The following is a 21,583-nucleotide window of genomic DNA, read 5'->3' as shown; positions in this document are numbered from 1 at the left end:
GCAAACATGCGTCATCGTTTTCTGATAGTTCTAATCGGGCAACCCTTGCCAACTCTGTTTCCTGCTGGTTCTAAAAAGCTTTTAGTTTAACGCCAATCAACTTTCTGCGAGACACTTAATATGTGCAGCTTCAACTGCTACAGGAATATCGCAGCCACTAATAACACATTGACCGTTACATGTCAGGTATACAGCTTCCCTGAAGGAAGCTTGCTCTCGCCTTATTGGGGCTTGTGTGAAATTAAGAAACAGAGGAAGTTTTTCTTTGGCCGTGGAGGATGAATTTTGTGAAGATGGAATCTGTCCAGAGCGTGCCTTAAGCATGTCGATAATGCGTTCAGCAAGCTCAATATTAGTGATTTTTTGGCAGGTAGGACGCCGACCTTTATAGTTTGCTTCGTCTCGCCTTACCGCATTATGTACATCAGAAACGAAATATAGCCAATCAACAGCTCGTTCGTGCTGATGGTTAGAAAGAGACCAATGATGATCCTGGTGAAATTTATAAGTATTTTCTCCTTTGATTATACCTGCGCCAATATAACCCCCTTCAAAATCTTTTCCTTTTTTTGCATAAGCAAGTACCCAATCTCCTTCTTTTGGCATACTAAGGACTTCGGCCGCTTTGCCACCATAGGCGGAAGTGAAGCCAGCGGTAATAACCTCGCGTTTAATATTTTCATCCCACCAAAGGTTCATTGCATTAAATGATTTATTTTTATCTTTTATGCTTCCAATATTAAAATGAAAATAATTCACGAATCACCTATTCTATGTTTTTTATTTTGTATCTTTGCAAAATTACCCAGGTAGTTGTTTCAATAAAAGTGACTGATATTTATTGAAAATTTTCTGTTTAAGCCGCAGGAAAAAACAAACCTGGTATTTTTTAGGGTTGCTTACAAAAAGTAGCCACTAAAAACAGTGACATAGTCGATGCTATCGGCTGAATAATTTTGCACAGGTACTTATCTCCGAGAAATATATTTTTACCGCAAGAATCCAATTATTCTTGTTCTGTAGCGAGCTTGTTAACCGCACTAATCGCCCTCTCAATGCGAGATTGGGTTAATTTAATTAAATCCAGCATCGTTGCTGCCGCAACATCCGGACTTTTGTCATCTTGTATAACGCGAATGCGTTGTCCTTTGCTTTGCCATTTAGGATCAAATTCGATTCGTCCGCCGTTTATTCTGGGTATCTCTTTAGCGATTGCCTGGAGTTCTTCCGATACCGAGTCGTATCTTTTATCTTCAATATGAAACTCGGCGGTGACACCGTATTTGCTATGCAGAAATTCATAGTGCATTGCAGGGGGAAACCCTGGAATCTTAATCAGCCTGTAGCCCATTGCTCTGCCGTTAGCAATATATTTTCCAACTGCAAGAGCATTGAAAGCATCTACTGCTTCTTGCAGGCCTTCTCTTGGCTGTAGCTGAACTGGTGAAATAGATTGTTTACGAGTTTCAGCCCCAGACGTTTTACCCACTACAAAAGGCGCGATCGTTGTAAGCTTACCGTCGGTAAACTGTTTAATTTCAATTCCTAAAACTTCGGCTGGGTCCATCTGTCCGTTCATGAACTCGATAATACGCTTGAGATCATTAGGGATTTGGTCGGCAACGAAGAGCATACGAATTCGTCCAGCTTGAAGATTGGTCTTCACCTTTTTCCAGAAGGCATCTTCATCGATTCGCCCATCCAAGAACTGCTCAAGGTTATCTTGCGGGCTAATCCGTAATTTCTCACATTCCAGGATATATGAGGATTGAATATGCTCAATCGGCCAATACGCTACAGCATTTGCCGCATAATCGAGCATTTGTCCGACAACTTCTCTCCTGATTCGTGTATCGGTGCTCCGCTTTACTTCAACCAAAACAGGGATTCCTTCGCCATCAATGAATAAATGGTCCAGAGACCAGCGCGCCGCTCCATTTTCATTATCCGGAACCCCAACTTCTCTGGATATAAGCAGCCATTGAGCGTTATCTTGATCTTCTGAGCAACTTGCGAGTAAGCGAGGAAATTGGGCGATGAGTGTCTGCAGCTTTTCTTCGGACTCATAGAGTGACGATTGCATTTCCACAAGTTGGTTGTTTTCCGTAATAAGAAAGATTCCAGATGCCATATTAATTTTTAATTGGAGTAATAGAAACCATGAGCTTGCCGATTAGTTTTACGTTGCGTATTTTCACCACAAAGTTTATTCATCAAAGCCTACCGTGCCCATCGTTGCAGAGTCGGTCATAAACATTTCATCCCGTATGCGCTCCTGCCGACTTTTCTCGTCGAAATAGCGCCTGGGATTGCCGCACATCCAGCAACTGCACTTGACGGGTGCATTCACATGCCGGCCCAGCACGGCCGAATCGCCATACCGGCTTGCGCCGATCGCATGATCGGAGGCGCGGGCTTTTTTCAGTCGTTGCAGATGATGGCGTCTGATTCCTCGAATAATGTTTTTCATGGGCCTCCCGTATGCGGATTGTTTTTCGCCGTGCCGTAAAGCGGACTGAGCTGGCAGGTATTCTGGCTCATTCGCTTTCTTGAATTCAATCACTTTCGGAGGCGTTATGCCGTTATCGAGGTTAAGGTGTTGAACCATTAATATTTTTTTCCTCCGCCGGTCGGGTTTTGCAAACCCGACCGTTACGTTTTGTATCCTTTGCCATCGCTCAAGGCACAGAACGTAAGCAACGGGGTTGTAAACCCCGTCGCGCTTTCCTATCAGCGAACATCAATCAATCGAAGGATTGGGTGGGATTTTTCGCGGAATTCGCCTTAGGGTATCGTTCGCGATCGGTGCGGTTCGTGCCTCACCACACCCTACAGAGTTCTTTCATCAAAGTTCACCGCACCCATCATTGCAGAGTCGGCGTCGAACTTTTCATCCTGGATACGTTCCTGCCGGCTTTTCTCGTCGAAATAACGCCTGGGGTTGCCGCACATCCAGCAACTGCACTTGGCGGGCGCATTCACATGCCGGCCCAGCGCAACCGAATCGCCATGCCGGCTTGCGCCGATCGCATGATCGAAAGCGCGGGCTTTTTTTAGCCGTTGCAGATGATGGCGTCTGATTCCTCGAATAATGTTTTTCATAAGCCTCTCGTATGCGGATTGTTTTTCGCCGTGCCGTAAAGCGGACTTCGCTGGCAGGTATTCTGGCTCATTCGCTTTCTTGAATTCAATCACTTTTAGAGGCGTCGGGTCGTTTTCGAGCTTAAGGTATTGAGCTATTGAGATTTTTTTCTCGGCAGGATTTTGGCTTTTGTCAAAGCGATATGGAGTTCCGCAGGCCATAAGCGTGGCGTACTTGTCCCTGTGGGTATCTGGCGCAGCATCAGGGAGGATGCATTATGCTGGCCCTAAGCTGGTAGTGTCAGAAGCGCCATAATAGGGTACTGTGGCTTTTGGCACCTGTTGCTTTGAGGGTTTTCGACGGGATTGCTTTCAACTTGTGCGCATTGACGAAGACATCCCTTTTCACCATAATCCAGTGACCCAATGCCTCGGAACGTAAAGTTTTCAATGTTCGTTTCGTTGCCGAAATCGCACAACTCGAACAGACCATCGCCGCTGCCCTTGCCACAAAGCAGGCAATCATGCAAAAGTACTTATAACTCAGGAGTCCATCATGCAAGCCATCGAGTTTTCCGCGGAAATCGACCAAAACCAACAGATTCATTTGCAATTGCCTAAAACCGTTCACGCGCATCGCGCAAAAGTCATTGTCATGTATGAGGATGAACCCGTTGACGTGGTTAAAAAAACCAGAATATTTGGAAAACATCTCGGTTTGATTGAAACGAGTGACGATTTTGATGCTCCCTTGCCGGATAACTTTTGGTTAGGCGATGACGCATGAAAATGTTGCTGGATACGCATGTTTTCATTTGGCTGGATAGCGCGCCCGAAAAGCTTAGTTCCACAGCCTTGGCTGTTTGCCAGGAGCAACGCAACACACTCTATCTCAGCATGGCTAGCATATGGGAAATGCAGATAAAGCAGCAGCTCGGCAAGCTTGCGTTCAAATTGCCGTTACAGCAGTTGGTCGAATGGCAATGTTTGCATAACGGCTTGCAAATTTTGCTTATAACTACCGGCCATATTTATGCTTTGAACGATTTGCCGTCACACCATAAAGATCCTTTCGATAGAGTGATTTTGGTTCAGGCGAAATTGGAAAACCTGACTTTAATTAGCGCGGATAGCATCTTTAACCGTTACGGTGTGGATTTATTTTGGTAAGCCCGAAAGATTTTCATTCGCTGGATGACCCTATCAACCGCGTAACGACCCCATACGCATCATTTCCGTGCGCAAGGCGGCCCAAAACAAAAAACAACTTATCTTAAGAGGGCTGCGAAATGAAAGATGAAAACGATTTTTCCAACGCCGAGCAAGGCAAGTTTTACATCCCCGCCGAAGAGATTCAAATACCCATCTATTTGGACCAGGATGTGGCGCGCTATCTCGCCGAAAAATGCCAAACCACGCCGGAAAGCTTGCAAGTCTTGGTTAATGACCTGTTGCGCAAGGATATCGAAATCGCCAGGCGTGTGGCATCGTGAAGCTGCGCTTTTAGGCGGCATCAAGCATTTATAGCCCGCAGGGTGCGGCGAACGAAGGGAATCGCACCGAGCGTCCCTAAGCGGGACGGGATTTGCAATCCCGTTCCCTTCGTTTTGAGGCTGCCGCTAGCCCAAAGCAAGTGGAAACTCTGCGGACGGGTCAACATGCCCTGTTCGGTGAAGTTTATTCAGCCGGAGTCTACAGGATTTTTCATCCGCGCCTTGACGGCCTGATCGAAAATACCTTCGCGGCTTTCCAGCAGGGTGAAGTTTTCCTTGGCGCGGGTGATGCCGGTGTAGATCAGCTCGCGGGTCAGGACCGGGCTTTTGGTTTCGGGCAGGGCCAGCACGACGTGATTGAATTCGGAGCCTTGCGATTTGTGTACCGTGATCGCGAACGCGGTTTCCGCCTCGGGCAGGCGCAGCGGCGACAGCCAGCGTATCTTCGTTTTGGCCAGCGGATCGTCGGCGGGAAAAGCCACCCGCAGTTTTCCGGCAGGATCATGAAGCGCGATGCCGATGTCGCCGTTCATCAGGCCCACGTTGTAGTCGTTGCGCGTGATCATGACCGGCCGGCCTTCGTACCAAAGCGCCGGTGTTCGTTTCGGAAACAGCCAGGCTTCAATGCGCCGGTTCATCTCTTCCACGCCCCAGCGGCCCCGGCGCAGCGCGCAGAGTACCTGGAAGGCGTCGAAGGAGGCCAGGACCCGCACGGCCCATGCGTCGTAGGAAGCAGCGTCGCTTTCGGGGCGGTTCCGGATCGCGTCCAGATAATAGCCATAGCCCTGGCCGGGATTCGGCTTGCCTTCGGCATTAAAGCCTGCATTGACCGCGACCAGTTTTTTCAGTAGGGCGTCGGCGGCATCGGGCTCTGGTCGCGCTCTGAGCCGTAGATAGGCGTCGGCCGGTTCCGGCAACAGGTCATTGTAGCTGGCCGTATCCTTCAGAATTGCCTGCGCCTGGGCGCTGTCGCCTGCATTCACCGCCCGTGCCAATTGGCCGATGCCGCTGTGCTCGTCGAAGCGGTGGCTGTGGCGGAGCATTACGGTCTGCTGATTGACCGCGGAGCCTTCTGCGCCGGAAGTTTCGATCTCTTCGCCGGAAAACTGAATGATCCACGAGCGGGCGGCTTCATCGTAAGCCGCGTTGTCGGCGCCCTGACACAAGTCGCCCATCACCGAACCGGCTTCGACCGAAGCCAGTTGATCCTTGTCGCCGAGCAGGATCAATTGCGCGTTGTCAGGCAGCGCATCGAGCAAGGAGGTCATCATTTCGAGGTCGATCATCGACGCCTCATCGACGATCACGATGTCGGCGACGATCGGATTGTGTCTATCATGGATAAAGCGGCGGGAGTCACGGCGGCTGCCCAGCAAGCGGTGCAGTGTGCTCGCTTGCTTCGGAATGTCTTGTTTGATGTCATCCGCGATGGCGAGACTGTCGAGGGCCTTGCCGATCGACTCGCTGACCCTGGCGGACGCCTTGCCGGTCGGCGCAGCCAGCAGGATGTTCAGCTTTCGCTTGCCGCTAAGTTCGTTCTCGGAAAGCTGGATCAGCAACGCCAGCAGCTTGGTCAGGGTCGTGGTCTTGCCGGTGCCGGGGCCGCCGGTGATGATCGTAAAGCGGGAGCGCAGGGCCAGGACGCAGGCGATTTTTTGCCAGTCCGGTTTTTCCGGGCTGCCGGTAAACAGCGTCTTCAATTGGGCCTGCAAGGACTCCGGCAAAGTGTCGCGAACCGGCGGCAGGCGTCGGTCGATGCACTGGTCCAGGGTTTGCTGATACTGCCAATAACGCCGCAAATAGAGGCGTTTGCCGTCCAAAACCAGCGGCGTGCTGCCTTGTCCTGCTGAGACCAAGGCAGACTGTTGCAGCGCGGCTTGCCATTGGCCGAGGCTGTAAACCTTCAGCGCGGACAGTTCGGCATGCGCGGCTTCGGACTCGGATGCCCAGGCATCGTCGCCCGGTATCGCCAGCGTCAAGCCGGGCTGCTGGCTGAGTTGTTCGAGGTCCAGATACACCTCGCCGCGGTCCAGTTGGTGGCTGACCAGCGCGCCCGCCCACAGCACGGCCTCGCTCGCATTCGAATCCTGATCCAGCAGAAAACGCACGAAAGCCCGGTTCAAATGGTTCAGCCAGCCGCGCGCGATCCAGTGGTCGATTGTTGCCAGCATCGAGTGTCCCGGTGTCATCGTGTTTCTCCGCCGCAAAATAGCGTGTCCAATCCTTCGATCAACGCCCTCGGCGGCTTGTCGAAAAGCCTGCCTCCGGTCGGGCCTTGCGCGCCGCGCAGGAACAAATACAGGCTGCCGCCGACGTGGGTGTCGTAAGCGTAGTTTGCGCCGAGCCGGGCTTTCAGCAGCCGGTGCAGGGCCAGCAAATACAGCGCATATTGCAGGTCATAGCGTTTCGCGAGCATCGCCGCCGCCAGCGCTTCCTGGGTGTAGGCGGCATCGTCGGCACCGAGGCTGTTGAACTTGTAATCGACGACGTAATACTTCTGCCGATGCTCGAAGACCAGGTCGATGAAGCCTTTCAGGAGGCCGTTGACCTGCTTGGGCAGCAGGGCCGGGCGGGGCTGGCCGGGAAAAATATGTTGGGTCACGAGGCGGTCCAGGTCCTGCGTCTTGACCGTGTCCGCGCCAATCAGGAATTCCAGTTCGGGCCGGTAAGCCTCGGCGCTCAGATTGCCGAGGCAGATGCCCGTGGTTTCAAGCAGGGGCAGAGACAGCCAGCGCGACAGGGACGCGTCGATGATGTCCTGATGGTTGATCCAGTCGCTGGCGCCGAAACGCTTTTGGATCAACTCCTTTCTGAGCGCCGGATCCGCCTGTACGGCCGAAAAGCCCAGATGCGCGCAGTGTTCGAGCAGGTCATGAATCAGCACGCCGGGGCCTGCGCCACGGGGCAAGGCATGGATGCCGGACGGTGACGGCGTGGATTGCGCCAGAGGGTTTTCCGCCTCATCGCTCTGCTTGTCGTCCCGGGCGGTTTCCGGCTCCTGCGGCAGATCGGGCCGGTCTTCCCCCGCCTGAAGCTTGTCTTCCGTGGGCAGCGCGCTGTAGCTGGCTATCCACCAGTCATGCGGGATTTTGGCGCCGGCAATGCGTGCCGAATCGTGGCTATCGCTTTGCCGCGGCGGAAAGTAGAGGTCGGAGCGGACATCGGGCAATGCGCTGATCGCGATCGAATCGCAATCGCCCTTGAGTTCGGTCAGTCGCTGTTCCAGGTTCTTGACCGGCATTTTTTCTTCCCAGCCCAGTATCGAACCCACCGCGGATTTTTCGAGCTGGCATTCCTTGCCGTTGCCGGACTTGATCGGCGCAATGCCCAGCCAGCAGGCATGACACGCCCGCGTGATCGCGACATAAAAGAGGCGCAAATCTTCCTGCAGGCGCTCGGCATCGCTTAAGGCTTTAATTGCGTCGCTCTTGCTCAGATCGATACGCAGGTTTTGCTGGTCGTCATGATAGCGATAGTAGCTGTTGAAACGTCCGTTCACCTCCCTGAAGCTGCAGATGAAAGGCAGAAAAACCAGCGGGTATTCCAGGCCCTTGGATTTATGGATCGTGATGATTTTGATCAGGTTCGCGTCGCTTTCGAGCCGGATGATGCCTTCGTCGCCGGTGTGGCTGCCTCCGGCTTCGATCAATTCGGCCAGATGCCGGATCAACGCCTGTTCGCCTTCGAGCTGGTGGCCTGCGTGTTGCAGGAGTTCGGCCAGGTGCAGCAGGTTGGTGATGCGGCGTTCGCCTTCGCTGTCCTGTGTCGAGCGGTGGTACAGGTCGTAGTCGTTGATCAGTTGCCGCAAGGCGGGCAGGATGCCGTCCTGCTGCCAGCGTTCCTGATAGGCGGCAAAGCGTTCCAGCTGCCGTTCCCAGAGCGGTTCATCCAGGGCCAGTTGCTGCAAGGCCTGATAGGTCCAGCCGAAAGTCGCGGTGCCGAGCGCGGCGCGCACCCTGCGCTCGTTGCGCGGTTCGGCCAGCGCCTTCAGCCAGATCAAAAGATCCGCGGCTTCGCGGGTGGTGAAGATCGAATCGCGCTCTGAAAGATAGACGCTGCGCAACTGCCGCTTTGCCAGGGCATTGCGCATCGCTTTGGCCTCGGTGCCGCTGCGGACCAGGATCGCGATGTCCGAGGGTTGAAGGGGCTCCAGGCCTTTTGGCGATTTGAATCCGGTCTGCCCCGACTTGGCCGCATTCAGCAGCCTGACGATCTCGCTGGCGGTGACTTCGGCCATTTTCTCGCGATACGCGGGCATGCCGATCGCCTCGTCCGTATCCCAATGCCAGAAGGTTAGGGCAGGGGCGGACTGAGCATCGATCAGCCATTCCTCATCGCGGCCTTTCGCCTTGACCGGCAAAAAAGGCAGCGGATCGTCCTTTTCGCGCTTGAAGCGGAAAGCGCCTTCGGGGTGCCGGTCCGCCTGCAAAAAGGCCTGGTTGACCGCGTCGACCAGCTCGGTCGTGGAGCGGAAATTGGTGCCCAGCGTGTAATGCCGTCCAAGCGTGTGCTGATGCGCCTTCAGGTAGGTATAGATGTCGGCGCCGCGAAACGAATAAATCGCCTGCTTCGGGTCGCCGATCATGAAGCAGCCCGGTCCGGCGTCGCTATCCGCTGGATACAGGGTCGAAAAAATGCGGTATTGCACGGGGTCGGTATCCTGAAACTCGTCGATCAGCGCAATCGGATATTGCTGCCGAATCACGCTTGCGAGCCGCGAGCCGTTGCCGCCCTGCAAGGCCTTGTCGAGCCGGGTCAGCATGTCGTCGAAGGTCATCCGGGCGATGCGCTGTTTTTCGCCGTCGTAGCGATCCCGGATCCAGTGCAGGGCGTGCAGAGTGATTTTGGCGTTGGTGTCGATTTCTTCCCGGCTGTGCAGGGCCAAGGCATCGACGGCGGCGAATGCCGGATGTTGCAATTGTGCCGCCTTGTCTTGATGGGTTTTGACCAGCGCCGAAACCAGGCTTTCCTGGGCGAATTTTTCCAGCACATCGATGGCCTTCGGGCTGCGGCGGCTCGCCCAATCGGCCATCTCGTTCAGCTTTTCGGCGAAAGTCGCTTTGCGGTATTTGTTCCCGTTCAGCCAGCCGTTGCCCGAAGCCTCGTTTAGCAGCGCATCGATCTCGGTGCGATGATTGGACCAGAGCGAGCGGGCCGCCCCCTCCAGATCCTGGCGTTTATTTTCCCAAGTTTCCCAGGCCTGAAAAACCGCCGTGATGTCTTCATCGAATTCAAGCCCGAACGCTTCGGTTTCGGGCAATAAAGGAGCTAGCAGTTTGACCAGATCGTCGGGGGAGCCTGCGAGCTTGGCGACGGCCCGGCAGGCGGTTGCCGTCAGCGGGTAGAAAAAGGTGCGCCAATAATCCCGAACCACTTCATGCAGAAGCTCCCTGTCGTCGGTATTGACCTCCTGCCGAAACAGGCTGCCGCTGTCGAACGCATGCTGTTGCAGCATCCGGTTGCACCAGCTGTGGATCGTATACACCGCGGCCTCGTCCATCCAGTTGGCGGCCAGTTCCAGGCGCCGGGCGCAGGCCGGCCAGGCCGCCCTGTCATAATCGCTGCGCACGGCTTCCAGGAACGCGTCGCTGTCGGCCGGTTGCTCGCGAAAAAAACGGGCCGCCTGGCTCAGGCGGTCGCGAATGCGCTCCCGGAGTTCCTTGGTCGCGGCTTCGGTAAACGTCACCACCAGAATATCCGGCGGCGACAGTTCACGCTCCAGCGCGAAGTGATGCCCGAGGATCAGCCGGACATACAGCGCGGCGATCGTATAGGTCTTGCCGGTACCGGCGCTGGCCTCGATCAGGCGGGTGCCGGACAAGGGGAAATCGACGGGATTCAACGCGATGGCGACGGTCATGATTGCGCTTCCGCTGCGGGTTGATACGGCTTGATCGTAGCGAATACGGGGCGGTATAGGGCGTCGGCCCAAAATTCGAAGCCTTGGCCGCCTCCTGCATCGGTTAAACCGGCAAAAGTCGGAAAGAAACGCGTCAGATAGGCGTCGTAAGCGGCCTCGCCCGGATTCCAGTCGTCGCCTTCGTATCGGGATTGGGCTTGTTCGCGCGCTTGCTCGGGCGGCGCGGCCAGCCAGGCGAGAGCGGTCTTGCAGGCGACGGGCAGCGGCGCGCGCATGCCTTGATGGTAGGCCTCGATGATCGTTTGGAGGTACGCATAAGCCTCCGCCTGCTCGATCGGCGGAATTTCGATCACGCCGTCGGCCGCAATCACCAGGGTCTGGAGCTGCATGCCTTCCGCGCAGCCGGCCAGATGTCGCAGCCAATAGCCGAATAGGTTGTGGTGTTTGATCGCGCCTTTCGGCAGCAGCGTCTGGGCGGTCAAATGCAGCAGGCCCTTGCGCCGGTCATCGCAATCACCGCGCAAATGGCTGAGTTCGCCGGTCAGTTGCACGGTGGCGCCGTCAGCCAGCACGAATGGGGGCAAGGCAAGCGCATGTGCTTCGAGTTCGCGCGGCCATGAGGAAAGCATTACTTGGTAGGTATCCCAGCTCTTTTTGACCGGATCGACTAGGTTCGAATAGGCGGACTGAGCAAAACCGCCGAGCGGAAGCCGGCCTTTCCGCGCCATCGCGGTTTGCTGCTCGGCAAAGAACGCATCGACATCGCCGGGATCCGCGCTCTGCAAGGCATCCACCAGCTGATGGCCGAAGACATGAGCTTGCAGGCTGTCGAAATTGAAGGGTTCGCTGTCTTCGCTGGTGACGGTGTCTTCTTCGAATCCAAACTTCAGCGTGTGATTGCAGAAGGTCTTGACCGGCGCTTTCAGAAAACGCGCCAGGGATTCCAGTGTGAGGGTTAAGGGTTTTTCTTCCGCGGCAATTGGGGTTTGAGTGCTTACGCCGGTGTCGGGTGATTTTTCAAACCATTCGCGCGCGTAGGTAAACCAGCGCGGATCACGGTTTTTCGCGACATAGTCGTGGCTAAAAGGTTGCAGAGGATGCTTGATGGTGATGGCGTCCAGTAGTTTTTGATCGTCCGCCAGCGCCCAGCCCTGAGACACGGCATCGCGCAGTTGGCTGATCAGCACCGACGGCGGCAGCTCGCTGTTGTCGCGAATGCTGCGGCCCACCCAGCTGACATAAAGCTGCTGGCGCGCGGACAGCAATGCTTCCAAAAACAGGTATTGATCGTCCTGCCGGCGCGAGCGGTCGCCGGGGCGATAATGGCCGCGCTGGTTCATCAGGTCGAAACTGTGCGCCTGTTGATTGCGCGGGTAATCGCCGTCATTCATCCCCAGCAGGCAAATCAGGCGGAAAGGGATTGCGCGCATCGGCATCAGGGTGCAGAAATTGACCCGGCCGCTCAGAAAACGCTGATGCAGCGACGGCTCGTCAACCCCGGCGAGCCAGGCTTCGCGCACGACACTCACCGGCAGCAAGTCAGTCGCGGTCAGGCCGGCTTGTTCGCAGTACTGGCTCCACTTTTCCAGGGACTCGGTCAATGTGTCCAGGGTTTTGCGATCTGTTTCGCCGCCGACGATGAAAAAATCATCGAGCAGGCTCAGCAAGGTGTTTCGCCAGTCACTAAAATTTTGCTGATCTTTCAGCAGGGCCGCGTATTTCTCCAGCGTTTCGAGCAGGAACGACAGGCCGCCGATCCACTCGGCGTCGAGTCCGCCGATTTCTTTGTAAGGCTCGATGCCGTTGAACGCTTCGCCGGCTCCGACCGCATAACCCAGCAGCATCCGGCGCAGGCCGAATTGCCAGGTATTGGCCTCCAGATGCGCAGGCATCGCGACCGTTTCGGCGCGTTGTTCTGCGTTCAGGCCCCAGCGGATGCCTGCGTCCTCTATCCATTGGTGCAGTTTGGTCTTCGCGCCTTCGTCGATCTTGAAGCGGTCTCTCAATGCGCCGACTTCCAGCAGGCCGAGATACTCGCTGACGGTAAAGCGCGATTCGGGCAGATTCAGCAGCGCCTCGATCGCGACCAATAAAGGATCCTGACCGCGCTGCTGTTGATCGGCCAGACTATACGGAATATAGCGCGGATCGCCGGGCGGGTGCAGTCCGAAGACGGCGCGGATATGCGGCGCGTAGGCATTGATGTCCGGCACCATCACGATCACGTCGCGCGGATAGAGCGGCTTGCCGTGCTGCTCGGCCGCTTCGAAGCGCGCCAATAACTGATCATGCAGGATCTCGACCTCGCGCTGCGGGCTGTGCGCGACATGAAAGCTCAGCGAGCCATCGGCGTTATCCAGCAACGCCGGATCGGCCGGCAGCGCTTCCATATCCAGTATCGATTGCTGGAGATGCTGCAATAAACTGCGCCGGCCGTCATCGCCGTAATCCTTGAACAGATCGATCTTGCTGTCCGGCCAATTCCAGTCTTGATAGCTGGATTTTTCGTCGAACAGATCCAGGAGGCGGATGTAGTCACGGCCCTGTTTGCCCCAGGCGGCCAGCAAGGGCGGCGCATGGAGATGCAGGTCATCGGCGGACAATGACGATGTCATGCCGGGTTTATAGGTTTGGCGGCGGCGCTCGGCTTTCAGCAGTTCCTTGTCTTCGATGATGTCGGCCCAGTAATGCTGGCAGGGATTGTGCACAAACAACACGATCTGGCAAAACTTGCCGAGCTTGGCCAGGACTTCGAGCGATTGCTGGGGCAGGGACGATAAGCCGAACAAAATGATCCGGCGCGGAATGCCGGCGGGACGCGTCTCCAACGTGTCGATGCGGCTCATGAACTCCGCGTGCACGGAGGCCCGGCTGGCGAACGGCATCGCTTCCTCGCCGCCCAAATCGTCCAGCACGGCGCGCCATAATGCGGACTGCCAGTGCTGTGCTTCCGGCAGGGGCTTCAAATCGCCGTGCGCGTTACGGAGTCGGTCATCGCCCGCGGCCCAATCGGCTAGCCAGTCCGAACGGTATACCTGATACTGGTCGAACAGGTCGGCGAGCTGTTCGGCGAGCTGATGGCGTTTTCGGCAGTCGCGGTCTTCGGCCAAAAACCGGGCCAGTGTCTCAAAGCCGTCTAGGTCGAGCAGGGTCGGCAGCAAGCGATACAGGCGCCAGGTCAGCGGAGCTTTCGCCAGAGGTTGTTCCTGCGGGATTTGCTCGCCCAGAACCGCGCGATAAACGCTCCAGACGAACAGCGAAGGCAATTGCATCTGCAGTGCCGCCGCGATGCCCAAGGAAGCATTTTTCGCCAGATTTTGTTTCAGCCATTGTCCCATGCCGTTGCTCTGCACCAGGAAGACTTCGTATTCCAAGGGATTCAAGGGATGCTGGCGCAGCCAGTAAGCGACCACATCGCCGAGCTGTTCGAGCTGGTTCGAATGGATCACGGCGATGCCGCTGTCCAGCGGGGAGAGAAGGCTTGATTCGGTCATCAACAGGTCCTTATTTTGCTAGCGTGTCCAATAAGCGGTTGCCACAAAAAATTAGCGGATGGGGCGGCATTTGTGTATAACGAGACGGCGTCATGTGCGCATAGCGGCGATTGACTGTAAAAATGGCCGGCTGCGGAAAGCTATAATGATCGCACGAAACCAAGCGGATAAGTTACAATCGGAAAATCGAGGTTCCGTTCCCAGCCGGTTACCCCGCTCAGCAACGCTTGCTCCGATTTGGCAAATCGGGCAAGATTTCGGTTAGATGCGAGAAACCGCCGAGGCAGATGCTGAGGTATGGATGGGGGCGAAGAGGGCGCGAGTTTATTTGGGGGCTGGCGCATCGGATGTGGAATAAACCGTAGTTTTGGACCAATAATCGTGCCAGCCGCGTTTTTGTTTATCGAAAAGAATCCACCAGAAGCCAAGCCCGAAAAACAGCCAGGAAACGAGTGCCGAGACAAAACGTAATGCGGCCTGATGCCAGTTGATGGGATGGCCATCATTCGTCAGAATTATGATTTTCCAGGCGCGCATGCCCAAAGTCTGACCGCCGTGCATCCAGAACCAGGCATAAAACAGAAAGCTGACGCCGGTCAGGTAGAAGGGGTAGAAAAATTGCTTGGACGTAAAGGCAACGCCTGCATTGAACGGCAGTATCGCGGCGGTCGCGACAAACAGAACGGCCACCAGCAAAAACGCATCATAAACAATTGCCGCCAGACGGCGGAAGAGGCCGGGTGCAGCATAGGCGCCCGGCAACGCGGATCTTCGATCCGGCGACTGCAATTATTTGAACAGGGCGGTTTTTTGGCCCAGATACATGCTGCACCCGGCAAGCGTTCCCAGCATGAGCAATGAAAAGAAGGCCGGCGGGCGAATGAATAGCAGAAGCAGAAAGTCCACTGCAAAAACGCTGCTTACAATCGGGTTGTCGATACAGCCGTTAATTATTTTTTTATACATGGCAATCTCGTCAGGCGCGTCGATGAATGCGCGCCGGTGATTAAAATAAAGATAATATCCTGATCTCTGATGCTGACTCAATTCCGTGCCAATCAGGATGGGTTTGCTAGCTTCTGTAAATCATTCTACTATATCCGAGTCGATTATAAAAGGATAGCGCCTGTTGGGCTATCACTTGCGAAATGATATGATTTAGACAGATAACAATAACCAGGGAATGTCGATTATTTTAAATTTCTTAAAAAAAATAGTTAAATCAGCCGGTGGCAAACCCATACCTGAAGCACCGCAAGTTCGAATTTACCCACGTTCCGAACACACGATTTCACGAGCCCAGATCAGCGATCATGCGCTGAAGGTGCTGTATCGTCTGCAAAAATCAGGGTATGAGGCGTATTTGGTCGGCGGTTGCGTGCGTGATTTGTTGTTGGGGCGGGAGCCGAAGGATTTCGATGTCGTGACCAATGCGCATCCCGAACAGATTAAGGGCGTGTTTCGTAATTGCCGCCTGATCGGCCGACGCTTTCGGCTCGCGCATGTGCATTTCGGCAATGAGGTTATCGAGGTTGCGACCTTTCGCGGCGCTGTCGACGAGCAGAATGACGAACAGGTGACCAATGACGAAGGGCGTCTATTACGCGACAATGTGTACGGCACGATCGAGCAGGATGTCTGGCGGCGTGATTTTACGGTCAACGCACTGTACTACAATATCAAGGATTTTTCGGTCGTAGATTATACTGGCGGTATGGACGATCACAAATCGGCAACGCTCAGGCTGATTGGGGATCCGAATACTCGTTTCCGCGAAGATCCGGTCAGGATGCTGCGCGCGGTCCGCTTTGCGGTCAAATTGGGTTTCAACCTGCATCCTGATTGCCAGAATGCAATGCACGACGCCGCTGATCTGCTTTACAGCATTCCCTCCGCGCGGCTTTACGATGAGGTGTTGAAGCTGTTTTTGTCCGGGTATGCGCTGCAAACATTTGAAATGTTGCGGCATTACGGGCTGTTTCAGGTGTTGTTCCCGGATACCGAGAAAAGTCTCGCGGTAGAGGAAGGGGGGTTTCCAAAACTTTTGCTGATCAAGGCACTCGAGAATTCGGACAACCGGATCGCCGAAGGCAGAACGGTCACGCCTTATTTTCTATTGGCCGCGTTTTTATGGGAACCGGTCAGAATGCAGACCCGGCTCAACTGCGAACGCGGCATGGACGACTATAACGCATTTCAGGGCGCTGCCAGTGAAATTCTGTCGCGCCAGGTCAAAAGCACCGCGATCCCGAGGCATATCAGCATTGCGATGCGCGAAGTCTGGAGCTTGCAGCCGAAGTTCGAGCAGCGGGTTGGCCCCAGACCGGCTCGCCTGTTGACCCATCCACGTTTTCGCGCCGCTTATGATTTCCTGCTGATCCGCTCGGAAACCGGCAACGTCGAACCCGATCTGGCGGCCTGGTGGGGCAAATTTCAACTGGCCGATGAAGAGGCGCAAAAAATGATGACGCAGCCGTCCCGGAATTTGAAAAACAGCCGGACGCGGCGCAGACGCAGCAGCAAGAATAAAAACTCAGGGCCGGCCCAAAATCCGTCAATTTAGTATTCGAAATGAGCAAACCATTCAACGGCGCTGTCGCCGCTTACATAGGATTGGGCAGCAATCTGGATGATCCGATCGAGCAAGTCCGGTCGGCGCGCGCCGATTGCGCGGCGATTCCAGGTGTGCGCGAACTGGCTTTTTCCAGTCTGTACCGCAGTTCGCCGATGGGGCCCCAGGATCAGCCTGATTATATCAACGCGGTGATGGCGGTTGCGACCGCACTGGAAGCGGCAGTGCTGCTCCGTCATTTGCAACGCATCGAGCAGGAGCATGGACGAATCAGAACCCAGCAGCGTTGGGGTGCGCGCACGCTCGATCTGGATTTGCTGATTTACGGCGAACAGGGCATCGATACCGGCGAGTTGACGGTCCCGCATCCGGGACTGGGCCAGAGGGCCTTCGTATTGTATCCATTGTTCGAAATTGCGCCGGAACTGGTTGTGCCCGGGCTCGGGCGAATTGCCGACCTAGTCGTAAACTGCCCGCTTGAAGGGCTGAAAAGGATTGATTGAATGACCTCGAAACCCTTATCGATTCACGATTTGGCGGCGATGAAGCGGCAAGGCGAGAAAATCGCCTGTTTGACCGCTTACGACGCCAGTTTCAGTGCATTGATCGATAATGCAGGCATCGATGCGATGCTGGTTGGCGACTCCCTGGGCATGGTGTTTCAGGGGCGGACTTCGACGTTGGCGGTCTCTCTGGATGACATGATTTACCATACTCGCTGCGTGACGGCCGTGCGCCGGCGGGCATTTGTGATCGCGGACATGCCGTTTTTGACCTATCCGGACCCGCTCGGCGCGGCCGTCAATGCCGCAAAATTGATACAGGCCGGCGCGCAAATGGTCAAGCTGGAAGGCGCGCGCTTCGAGGTGGTCCGGTTTTTGGTCGATCAGGGCATTCCGGTTTGCGGTCATCTGGGATTGCAGCCGCAGTCGATCAACCGCTTGGGCGGTTATAAGGTGCAAGGCATCGAACCGGCCGATGCGGACAAGATCATCGCCGACGCGCAGAAGTTACAGGAGGCCGGAGCCGGTCTGTTGGTACTGGAATGCGTGCCGGCGAAGCTGGCCGACGAAATCAGCTCGCAATTGGTCATACCGGTGATCGGCATTGGCGCAGGCGTCGATTGCGACGGTCAGGTGCTGGTGCTGTATGACATGCTGGACATCGGCGTCGGCAAGCGGCCGCGTTTTTCGAAGAATTTCATGCAGCCGCCGGTCGCGATCGCTCAGGCGCTCGGCAACTACCTCATTGCGGTCAAAGAACGTCGTTTTCCGACCGTGGATCACAGTTTTTAATCATGCAAACCGTCAATACGATTGCCGAATTGCGCGCGGTCCTTGCGTCCTGGCGACGTGCCGGAGACAGGATTGCGTTCGTGCCGACGATGGGTAATTTGCACGAGGGGCATATCAGCCTCGTCGATGCGGCGCGGCAACGGACCGAGCGCGTCGTGGTCAGTATTTTTGTGAATCCAACCCAGTTCGGTGTCGGCGAAGATTTCGAGACTTATCCGCGCACCGAAGCCGAAGATCGCGAAAAGCTGCTGGCGGCGGGCGCCGATCTGCTGTTCCTCCCGGCGGTCCGGGAAATGTACGATCCTGCGGCGAAAACGGTAGTTAGCGTCGCGGGTTTGTCGGATTTGCATTGCGGCGCGTTCCGGCCTGGTCATTTCAATGGCGTGGCGACAGTGGTCGCGAAATTATTCAATATTGTGCAACCGGATAAGGCCCTTTTCGGTCTTAAGGATTACCAGCAATTCGTGATCATTCGTACGATGGTGCGCGATTTGAATATGCAGGTTGAACTGGTGCCGGTCGAGACCGTTCGGGAGGTCAATGGGCTGGCGATGAGTTCCCGGAATGGTTATTTGAGCAGCGCAGAAAAAGAAAATGCGGCGAAGCTTTACCGGGCTTTGTGCGAAGCGAGGGATGCCGTGCTGTCCGGCGATGCGGACTATGGGGACATCGAACGGCAGGCGCAGGTGTTTTTGTCCGCGGCGGGCTTTAAAGTCGATTATTTTTCGATCTGCCGAAGCACGGATTTGGTTGCGGCGATGCCTGAAGACCGAGGTGTGGTTATTCTGGTCGCGGCAAGGTTGGGGAAAACACGGCTGATTGATAATATTTGTTTTTCGAAGTAAAGTGATAGCCAAGTAGAAAGGAGCCGGCTTGATGCGAATTGGCAGAATCGTCTTACTCAAATTGGCCGCGTTCGGCGGCGAAGTAAAGGCTCGGCACTATCAAGGCAAATTCCTTGCCGGTCATGTCTTGCCGGATTAGCAGGAATAAGCGATAATTTAGGGTTTCTTAAAGTGGTTTATATCGGGTTATTATGCAAACTACGATGCTGAAAGCGAAACTTCATCGGGCGACCGTTACACGTTCGGAGCTCGGCTATGAAGGCTCATGCGCTATCGACGGCGACTTTCTCGATTTGGCGGGGATCAGGGAGTACGAACAGATCCAGATATACAATGTGAATAACGGCGAGCGTTTCACGACCTATGCGATTCGCGCGGAAGCCGGTTCCGGCGTGATTTCTGTTAACGGTGCGGCGGCCCGTCTGGCTTGCGCGGGCGATGTGGTGATCATTTGCGCCTATGCCGTTTACAACGAGAAAGAACTGGCCGATTATAAGCCCGCGCTGGTTTATTTTAACGAAAAAAACGAGGTGGTACGCACCGCTTCGTCTATTCCTGTACAGGTTCACGCGGCCTGATTGGTCTCGCGAACGTTTTGCTTTCCGACGGCCCCGGACAGGTCCGGGGCGTCAGCTCGAAAATAGAGAATTTCCTGCCAGCACCACGAAAGCGTCTAATCGACAATTAAAACAGCTTGCCGGTGTTCTCTTCCGTCTCGGTGAGTACCATGTTGTCGCCGGCCATGCTACTGATACTTTCCGCGCCAAGCTTGATCATCAGGCGGACTTCGTTCTTCGAATCGGCCGAGTTCAATGCATCCTCATAGCTGATCTTGCCGGCGACATACAGGTCGTACAAGGCTTGGTCGAAGGTCTGCATGCCCTGTTCGCGCGATTGTTTCATCAATTCCTTCAGTTTATGCACTTCTCCCTTCCGGATGTAATCTTTCGCCAGCGGCGTGTTGATCAGGATTTCGACCGCCGGATAACGGCCCTTGCCGTCCGCGCGTTTGATCAATTGTTGCGCGACGATGCCGCGCAGGTTCAGTGATAAATCCATGAATAACTGCGGGTGCATGTCTTCGGGAAAGAAATGCAGAATCCGGTCGATCGCCTGGTTCGCATTATTCGCATGGAGGGTCGATAAACAGAGATGGCCGGTTTCGGCGAAGGTAATCGCATTTTGCATCGTTTCGCGGGTCCGTATTTCGCCGATCAGGATCACGTCGGGCGCCTGCCGCAAGGTGTTTTTCAATGCGACTTCATACGATTCGGTATCGACGCCGACTTCGCGCTGAGTCACGATGCAGCCGAGATGAGGATGCTCGAATTCCATCGGGTCTTCGATCGTTATGATGTGACCGCTGGTGTTTTGGTTGCGGTGTTTGATCAACGCGGCCAACGAGGTCGATTTACCGGTGCCGGTCGCGCCGACAAAGATCACCAGGCCGCGTTTTTCCATGATAAGATCTTTCAATACCGGCGGCAGGTGCAGCGATTCGGCGTCGGGGATGGTGTTTTCGATCCGGCGCAAGACCATGCCGGCCGCATCGCGTTGCATAAACGCGCTGACCCGGAAGCGGCCCATATCGGGCAGACTGATTGCGAATTGGCATTCCTTGGTATTATCGAACTCGTCTTTTTGTCGCTGGTTCATGATGCTGAGCACGATTTTCATCGCCTGCTCGGGCGTCAGCGGGGTTTTGGAGACTTCGACCATCGAGCCGTCGACCTTGATCGTCGGCGCGCGGCCTGAGGTAATGAACAGGTCGGAGGCTTTTTTTTGCACCATTAGTGCGAGTAATGCTTTGAAATCCATGGTATTTCCTTTCGAGAGGCAGTGAGCGCGCTTAACGGAACATGTCTTTGTTAACCGCACGGGTCATCGCGATTTTAGAGGTAATAAGCCCCTTATCGACCAATTCCTTTAGATTCTGATCGAGCGTCTGCATGCCGTCCTTGCGTCCGGTTTGAATCGCCGAATACATTTGTGCGACCTTCGCTTCGCGGATCAGGTTGCGGATCGCAGCGGTGCCGACCATGATCTCGTGCGCCGCGATACGGCCGCCGCCGACTTTTTTGAGCAGCGTTTGCGAAATAACCGCCTGTAGCGACTCTGACAGCATGGAACGGATCATGTCCTTTTCGGCAGCGGGAAACACATCAATGATCCGGTCGATCGTTTTCGCGGCCGATGTGGTATGCAGTGTGCCGAAAACAAGATGGCCGGTTTCGGCCGCGGTCAGTGCAAGTCGGATCGTTTCGAGATCGCGCATTTCGCCGACCAGAATGATGTCCGGATCTTCCCGCAAGGCCGAACGCAGGGCTTCGTTGAAGCCGTGCGTATCGCGGTGCACCTCGCGCTGGTTGATCAGGCATTTCTGGCTTTCGTGCACAAATTCGATCGGATCTTCTACGGTCAGGATATGCGCATAATCATTTGTGTTGATATGGTTGATCATCGCCGCTAGCGTGGTCGATTTGCCGGAACCGGTGGGGCCGGTGACCAGAATCAGGCCGCGGGGTTTCTTGGTCAGTTCTTCGAAGAATTTTGGCGCTTTCAGGTCTTCAAGGCTCAGGACTTTCGACGGAATTGTCCGGAAAACGCCAGCCGCCCCGCGTTCCTGATTAAAGGCGTTGACCCGGAAGCGCGCCACGCCGGGTAGCGCGAACGAAAAGTCGGTTTCGAGAAATTCCTCGTAATCGCGCCGCTGTTTGTCGTTCATGATGTCGTACATCAACGAATGCACGGATTTATGATCGAGGGGCGGCAGGTTAATCCGGCGAATGTCGCCGTCCACCCGGATCATCGGCGGCAGTCCTGCCGATAAATGTAAATCCGACGCATTGTTTTTGACCGAAAAAGCAAGCAACTCGGCAATATCCATAATTTCCTCTAAAGTATTCAAAAGTAGTTGATCTATTGTTAAAAATAGTTCAACTC

19 protein-coding genes and 1 other annotated feature are annotated in these 21,583 nt (G+C 55.1%); of the genes, 8 read left to right on the top strand and 11 right to left on the bottom strand.

From position 1 onward, the window contains the following. Positions 1-96: 96 nt before the first annotated feature. From U2W12_RS06300 to U2W12_RS06285, 4 genes are all read right to left on the bottom strand, one after another. A complete protein-coding gene (locus U2W12_RS06300; protein WP_326499816.1) occupies positions 97-759 on the bottom strand; it encodes a hypothetical protein in 663 nt (220 codons plus the stop codon). Positions 760-1,006: 247 nt separating this feature from the next. Next, the gene (locus U2W12_RS06295) at positions 1,007-2,131 is read right to left on the bottom strand and encodes a hypothetical protein (RefSeq protein ID WP_326499815.1); all 1,125 of its coding nucleotides are present in this window, start codon (positions 2,129-2,131) and stop codon (positions 1,007-1,009) included. Positions 2,132-2,206: 75 nt separating this feature from the next. Next, positions 2,207-2,470 carry a hypothetical protein gene (locus U2W12_RS06290; protein WP_326499814.1) on the bottom strand — a complete coding sequence of 88 codons (264 nt, stop codon included), beginning with the start codon at positions 2,468-2,470 and terminating at the stop codon, positions 2,207-2,209. A 359-nt stretch (positions 2,471-2,829) separates the two neighbouring features. Continuing rightward, entirely contained in the window at positions 2,830-3,102 is a 273-nt protein-coding gene (locus U2W12_RS06285; protein ID WP_326499813.1) for a hypothetical protein, read from the bottom strand. A 535-nt stretch (positions 3,103-3,637) separates the two neighbouring features. Between U2W12_RS06285 and U2W12_RS06280 the strand changes: the two genes are divergently transcribed. The 3 genes from U2W12_RS06280 to U2W12_RS06270 all read left to right on the top strand — a co-directional run bounded on the left by U2W12_RS06280 (position 3,638) and on the right by U2W12_RS06270 (position 4,574). Continuing rightward, positions 3,638-3,868 (top strand): hypothetical protein, encoded by a 231-nt coding sequence (locus U2W12_RS06280; protein ID WP_326499812.1) that lies wholly within the window; start codon positions 3,638-3,640, stop codon positions 3,866-3,868. Continuing rightward, positions 3,865-4,251, top strand: a complete 387-nt coding sequence (locus U2W12_RS06275) for a type II toxin-antitoxin system VapC family toxin (protein WP_326499811.1) — start codon at positions 3,865-3,867, stop codon at positions 4,249-4,251. Before U2W12_RS06280 ends, U2W12_RS06275 begins: the two co-directional genes overlap by 4 nt. Before the next feature lie 119 nt (positions 4,252-4,370). Beyond that, a complete protein-coding gene (locus U2W12_RS06270; RefSeq protein ID WP_326499810.1) occupies positions 4,371-4,574 on the top strand; it encodes a hypothetical protein in 204 nt (67 codons plus the stop codon). A gap of 188 nt (positions 4,575-4,762) precedes the next feature. Here the strand turns inward: U2W12_RS06270 and recD are convergent, their stop codons facing one another. The 5 genes from recD to U2W12_RS06245 form a co-directional block, all read right to left on the bottom strand. Then, positions 4,763-6,763, bottom strand: coding sequence for an exodeoxyribonuclease V subunit alpha (gene recD / locus U2W12_RS06265; protein ID WP_326499809.1), 2,001 nt, complete (start codon positions 6,761-6,763; stop codon positions 4,763-4,765). Further along, positions 5,023-5,080: a sequence feature (sul1 is cis-regulatory element that is thought to sense ions involved in sulfur or methionine metabolism; They are found in Alphaproteobacteria), on the bottom strand. (Overlaps the previous gene by 58 nt.) Continuing rightward, positions 6,760-10,434 carry an exodeoxyribonuclease V subunit beta gene (gene recB, locus U2W12_RS06260; protein ID WP_326499808.1) on the bottom strand — a complete coding sequence of 1,225 codons (3,675 nt, stop codon included), beginning with the start codon at positions 10,432-10,434 and terminating at the stop codon, positions 6,760-6,762. Before recB ends, recD begins: the two co-directional genes overlap by 4 nt. Next, positions 10,431-13,928, bottom strand: coding sequence for an exodeoxyribonuclease V subunit gamma (gene recC, locus U2W12_RS06255; protein WP_326499807.1), 3,498 nt, complete (start codon positions 13,926-13,928; stop codon positions 10,431-10,433). The genes recB and recC overlap by 4 nt, the downstream gene beginning before the upstream one ends. A gap of 324 nt (positions 13,929-14,252) precedes the next feature. Continuing rightward, positions 14,253-14,690, bottom strand: coding sequence for an RDD family protein (locus tag U2W12_RS06250; RefSeq protein ID WP_326499806.1), 438 nt, complete (start codon positions 14,688-14,690; stop codon positions 14,253-14,255). 27 nt (positions 14,691-14,717) lie between these two features. Beyond that, the gene (locus U2W12_RS06245; protein ID WP_326499805.1) at positions 14,718-14,894 is read right to left on the bottom strand and encodes a hypothetical protein; all 177 of its coding nucleotides are present in this window, start codon (positions 14,892-14,894) and stop codon (positions 14,718-14,720) included. A gap of 217 nt (positions 14,895-15,111) precedes the next feature. On the opposite strand from U2W12_RS06245, the gene pcnB reads away from it, so the two are divergent. The 5 genes from pcnB to panD all read left to right on the top strand — a co-directional run bounded on the left by pcnB (position 15,112) and on the right by panD (position 19,218). Beyond that, positions 15,112-16,491: a polynucleotide adenylyltransferase PcnB gene (gene pcnB, locus U2W12_RS06240; RefSeq protein WP_326499804.1), complete on the top strand. Its 1,380-nt coding sequence runs from the start codon at positions 15,112-15,114 to the stop codon at positions 16,489-16,491. 8 nt (positions 16,492-16,499) lie between these two features. Then, the gene (gene folK / locus U2W12_RS06235; RefSeq protein WP_326499803.1) at positions 16,500-17,003 is read left to right on the top strand and encodes a 2-amino-4-hydroxy-6-hydroxymethyldihydropteridine diphosphokinase; all 504 of its coding nucleotides are present in this window, start codon (positions 16,500-16,502) and stop codon (positions 17,001-17,003) included. Then, complete coding sequence (gene panB / locus U2W12_RS06230; RefSeq protein ID WP_326499802.1) at positions 17,004-17,795, top strand: 3-methyl-2-oxobutanoate hydroxymethyltransferase; 792 nt, start codon at positions 17,004-17,006, stop codon at positions 17,793-17,795. It begins immediately after the preceding gene. A gap of 2 nt (positions 17,796-17,797) precedes the next feature. After that, positions 17,798-18,640 carry a pantoate--beta-alanine ligase gene (gene panC, locus U2W12_RS06225; protein ID WP_326499801.1) on the top strand — a complete coding sequence of 281 codons (843 nt, stop codon included), beginning with the start codon at positions 17,798-17,800 and terminating at the stop codon, positions 18,638-18,640. Between the two features lie 191 nt (positions 18,641-18,831). Further along, positions 18,832-19,218, top strand: a complete 387-nt coding sequence (gene panD / locus U2W12_RS06220) for an aspartate 1-decarboxylase (RefSeq protein ID WP_326499800.1) — start codon at positions 18,832-18,834, stop codon at positions 19,216-19,218. 106 nt (positions 19,219-19,324) lie between these two features. Here panD and U2W12_RS06215 read toward each other — a convergent pair whose 3' ends face one another. Continuing rightward, positions 19,325-20,458: a PilT/PilU family type 4a pilus ATPase gene (locus U2W12_RS06215; RefSeq protein WP_326499799.1), complete on the bottom strand. Its 1,134-nt coding sequence runs from the start codon at positions 20,456-20,458 to the stop codon at positions 19,325-19,327. A gap of 31 nt (positions 20,459-20,489) precedes the next feature. After that, the gene (locus U2W12_RS06210; protein WP_326499817.1) at positions 20,490-21,527 is read right to left on the bottom strand and encodes a type IV pilus twitching motility protein PilT; all 1,038 of its coding nucleotides are present in this window, start codon (positions 21,525-21,527) and stop codon (positions 20,490-20,492) included. Positions 21,528-21,583: the final 56 nt, after the last annotated feature.

This window comes from Methylomicrobium sp. Wu6, assembly GCF_035916875.1.
Taxonomy (GTDB): Bacteria; Pseudomonadota; Gammaproteobacteria; order Methylococcales; family Methylomonadaceae; genus Methylomicrobium.
This window is presented reverse-complemented; position numbering and strand designations above follow the sequence as displayed.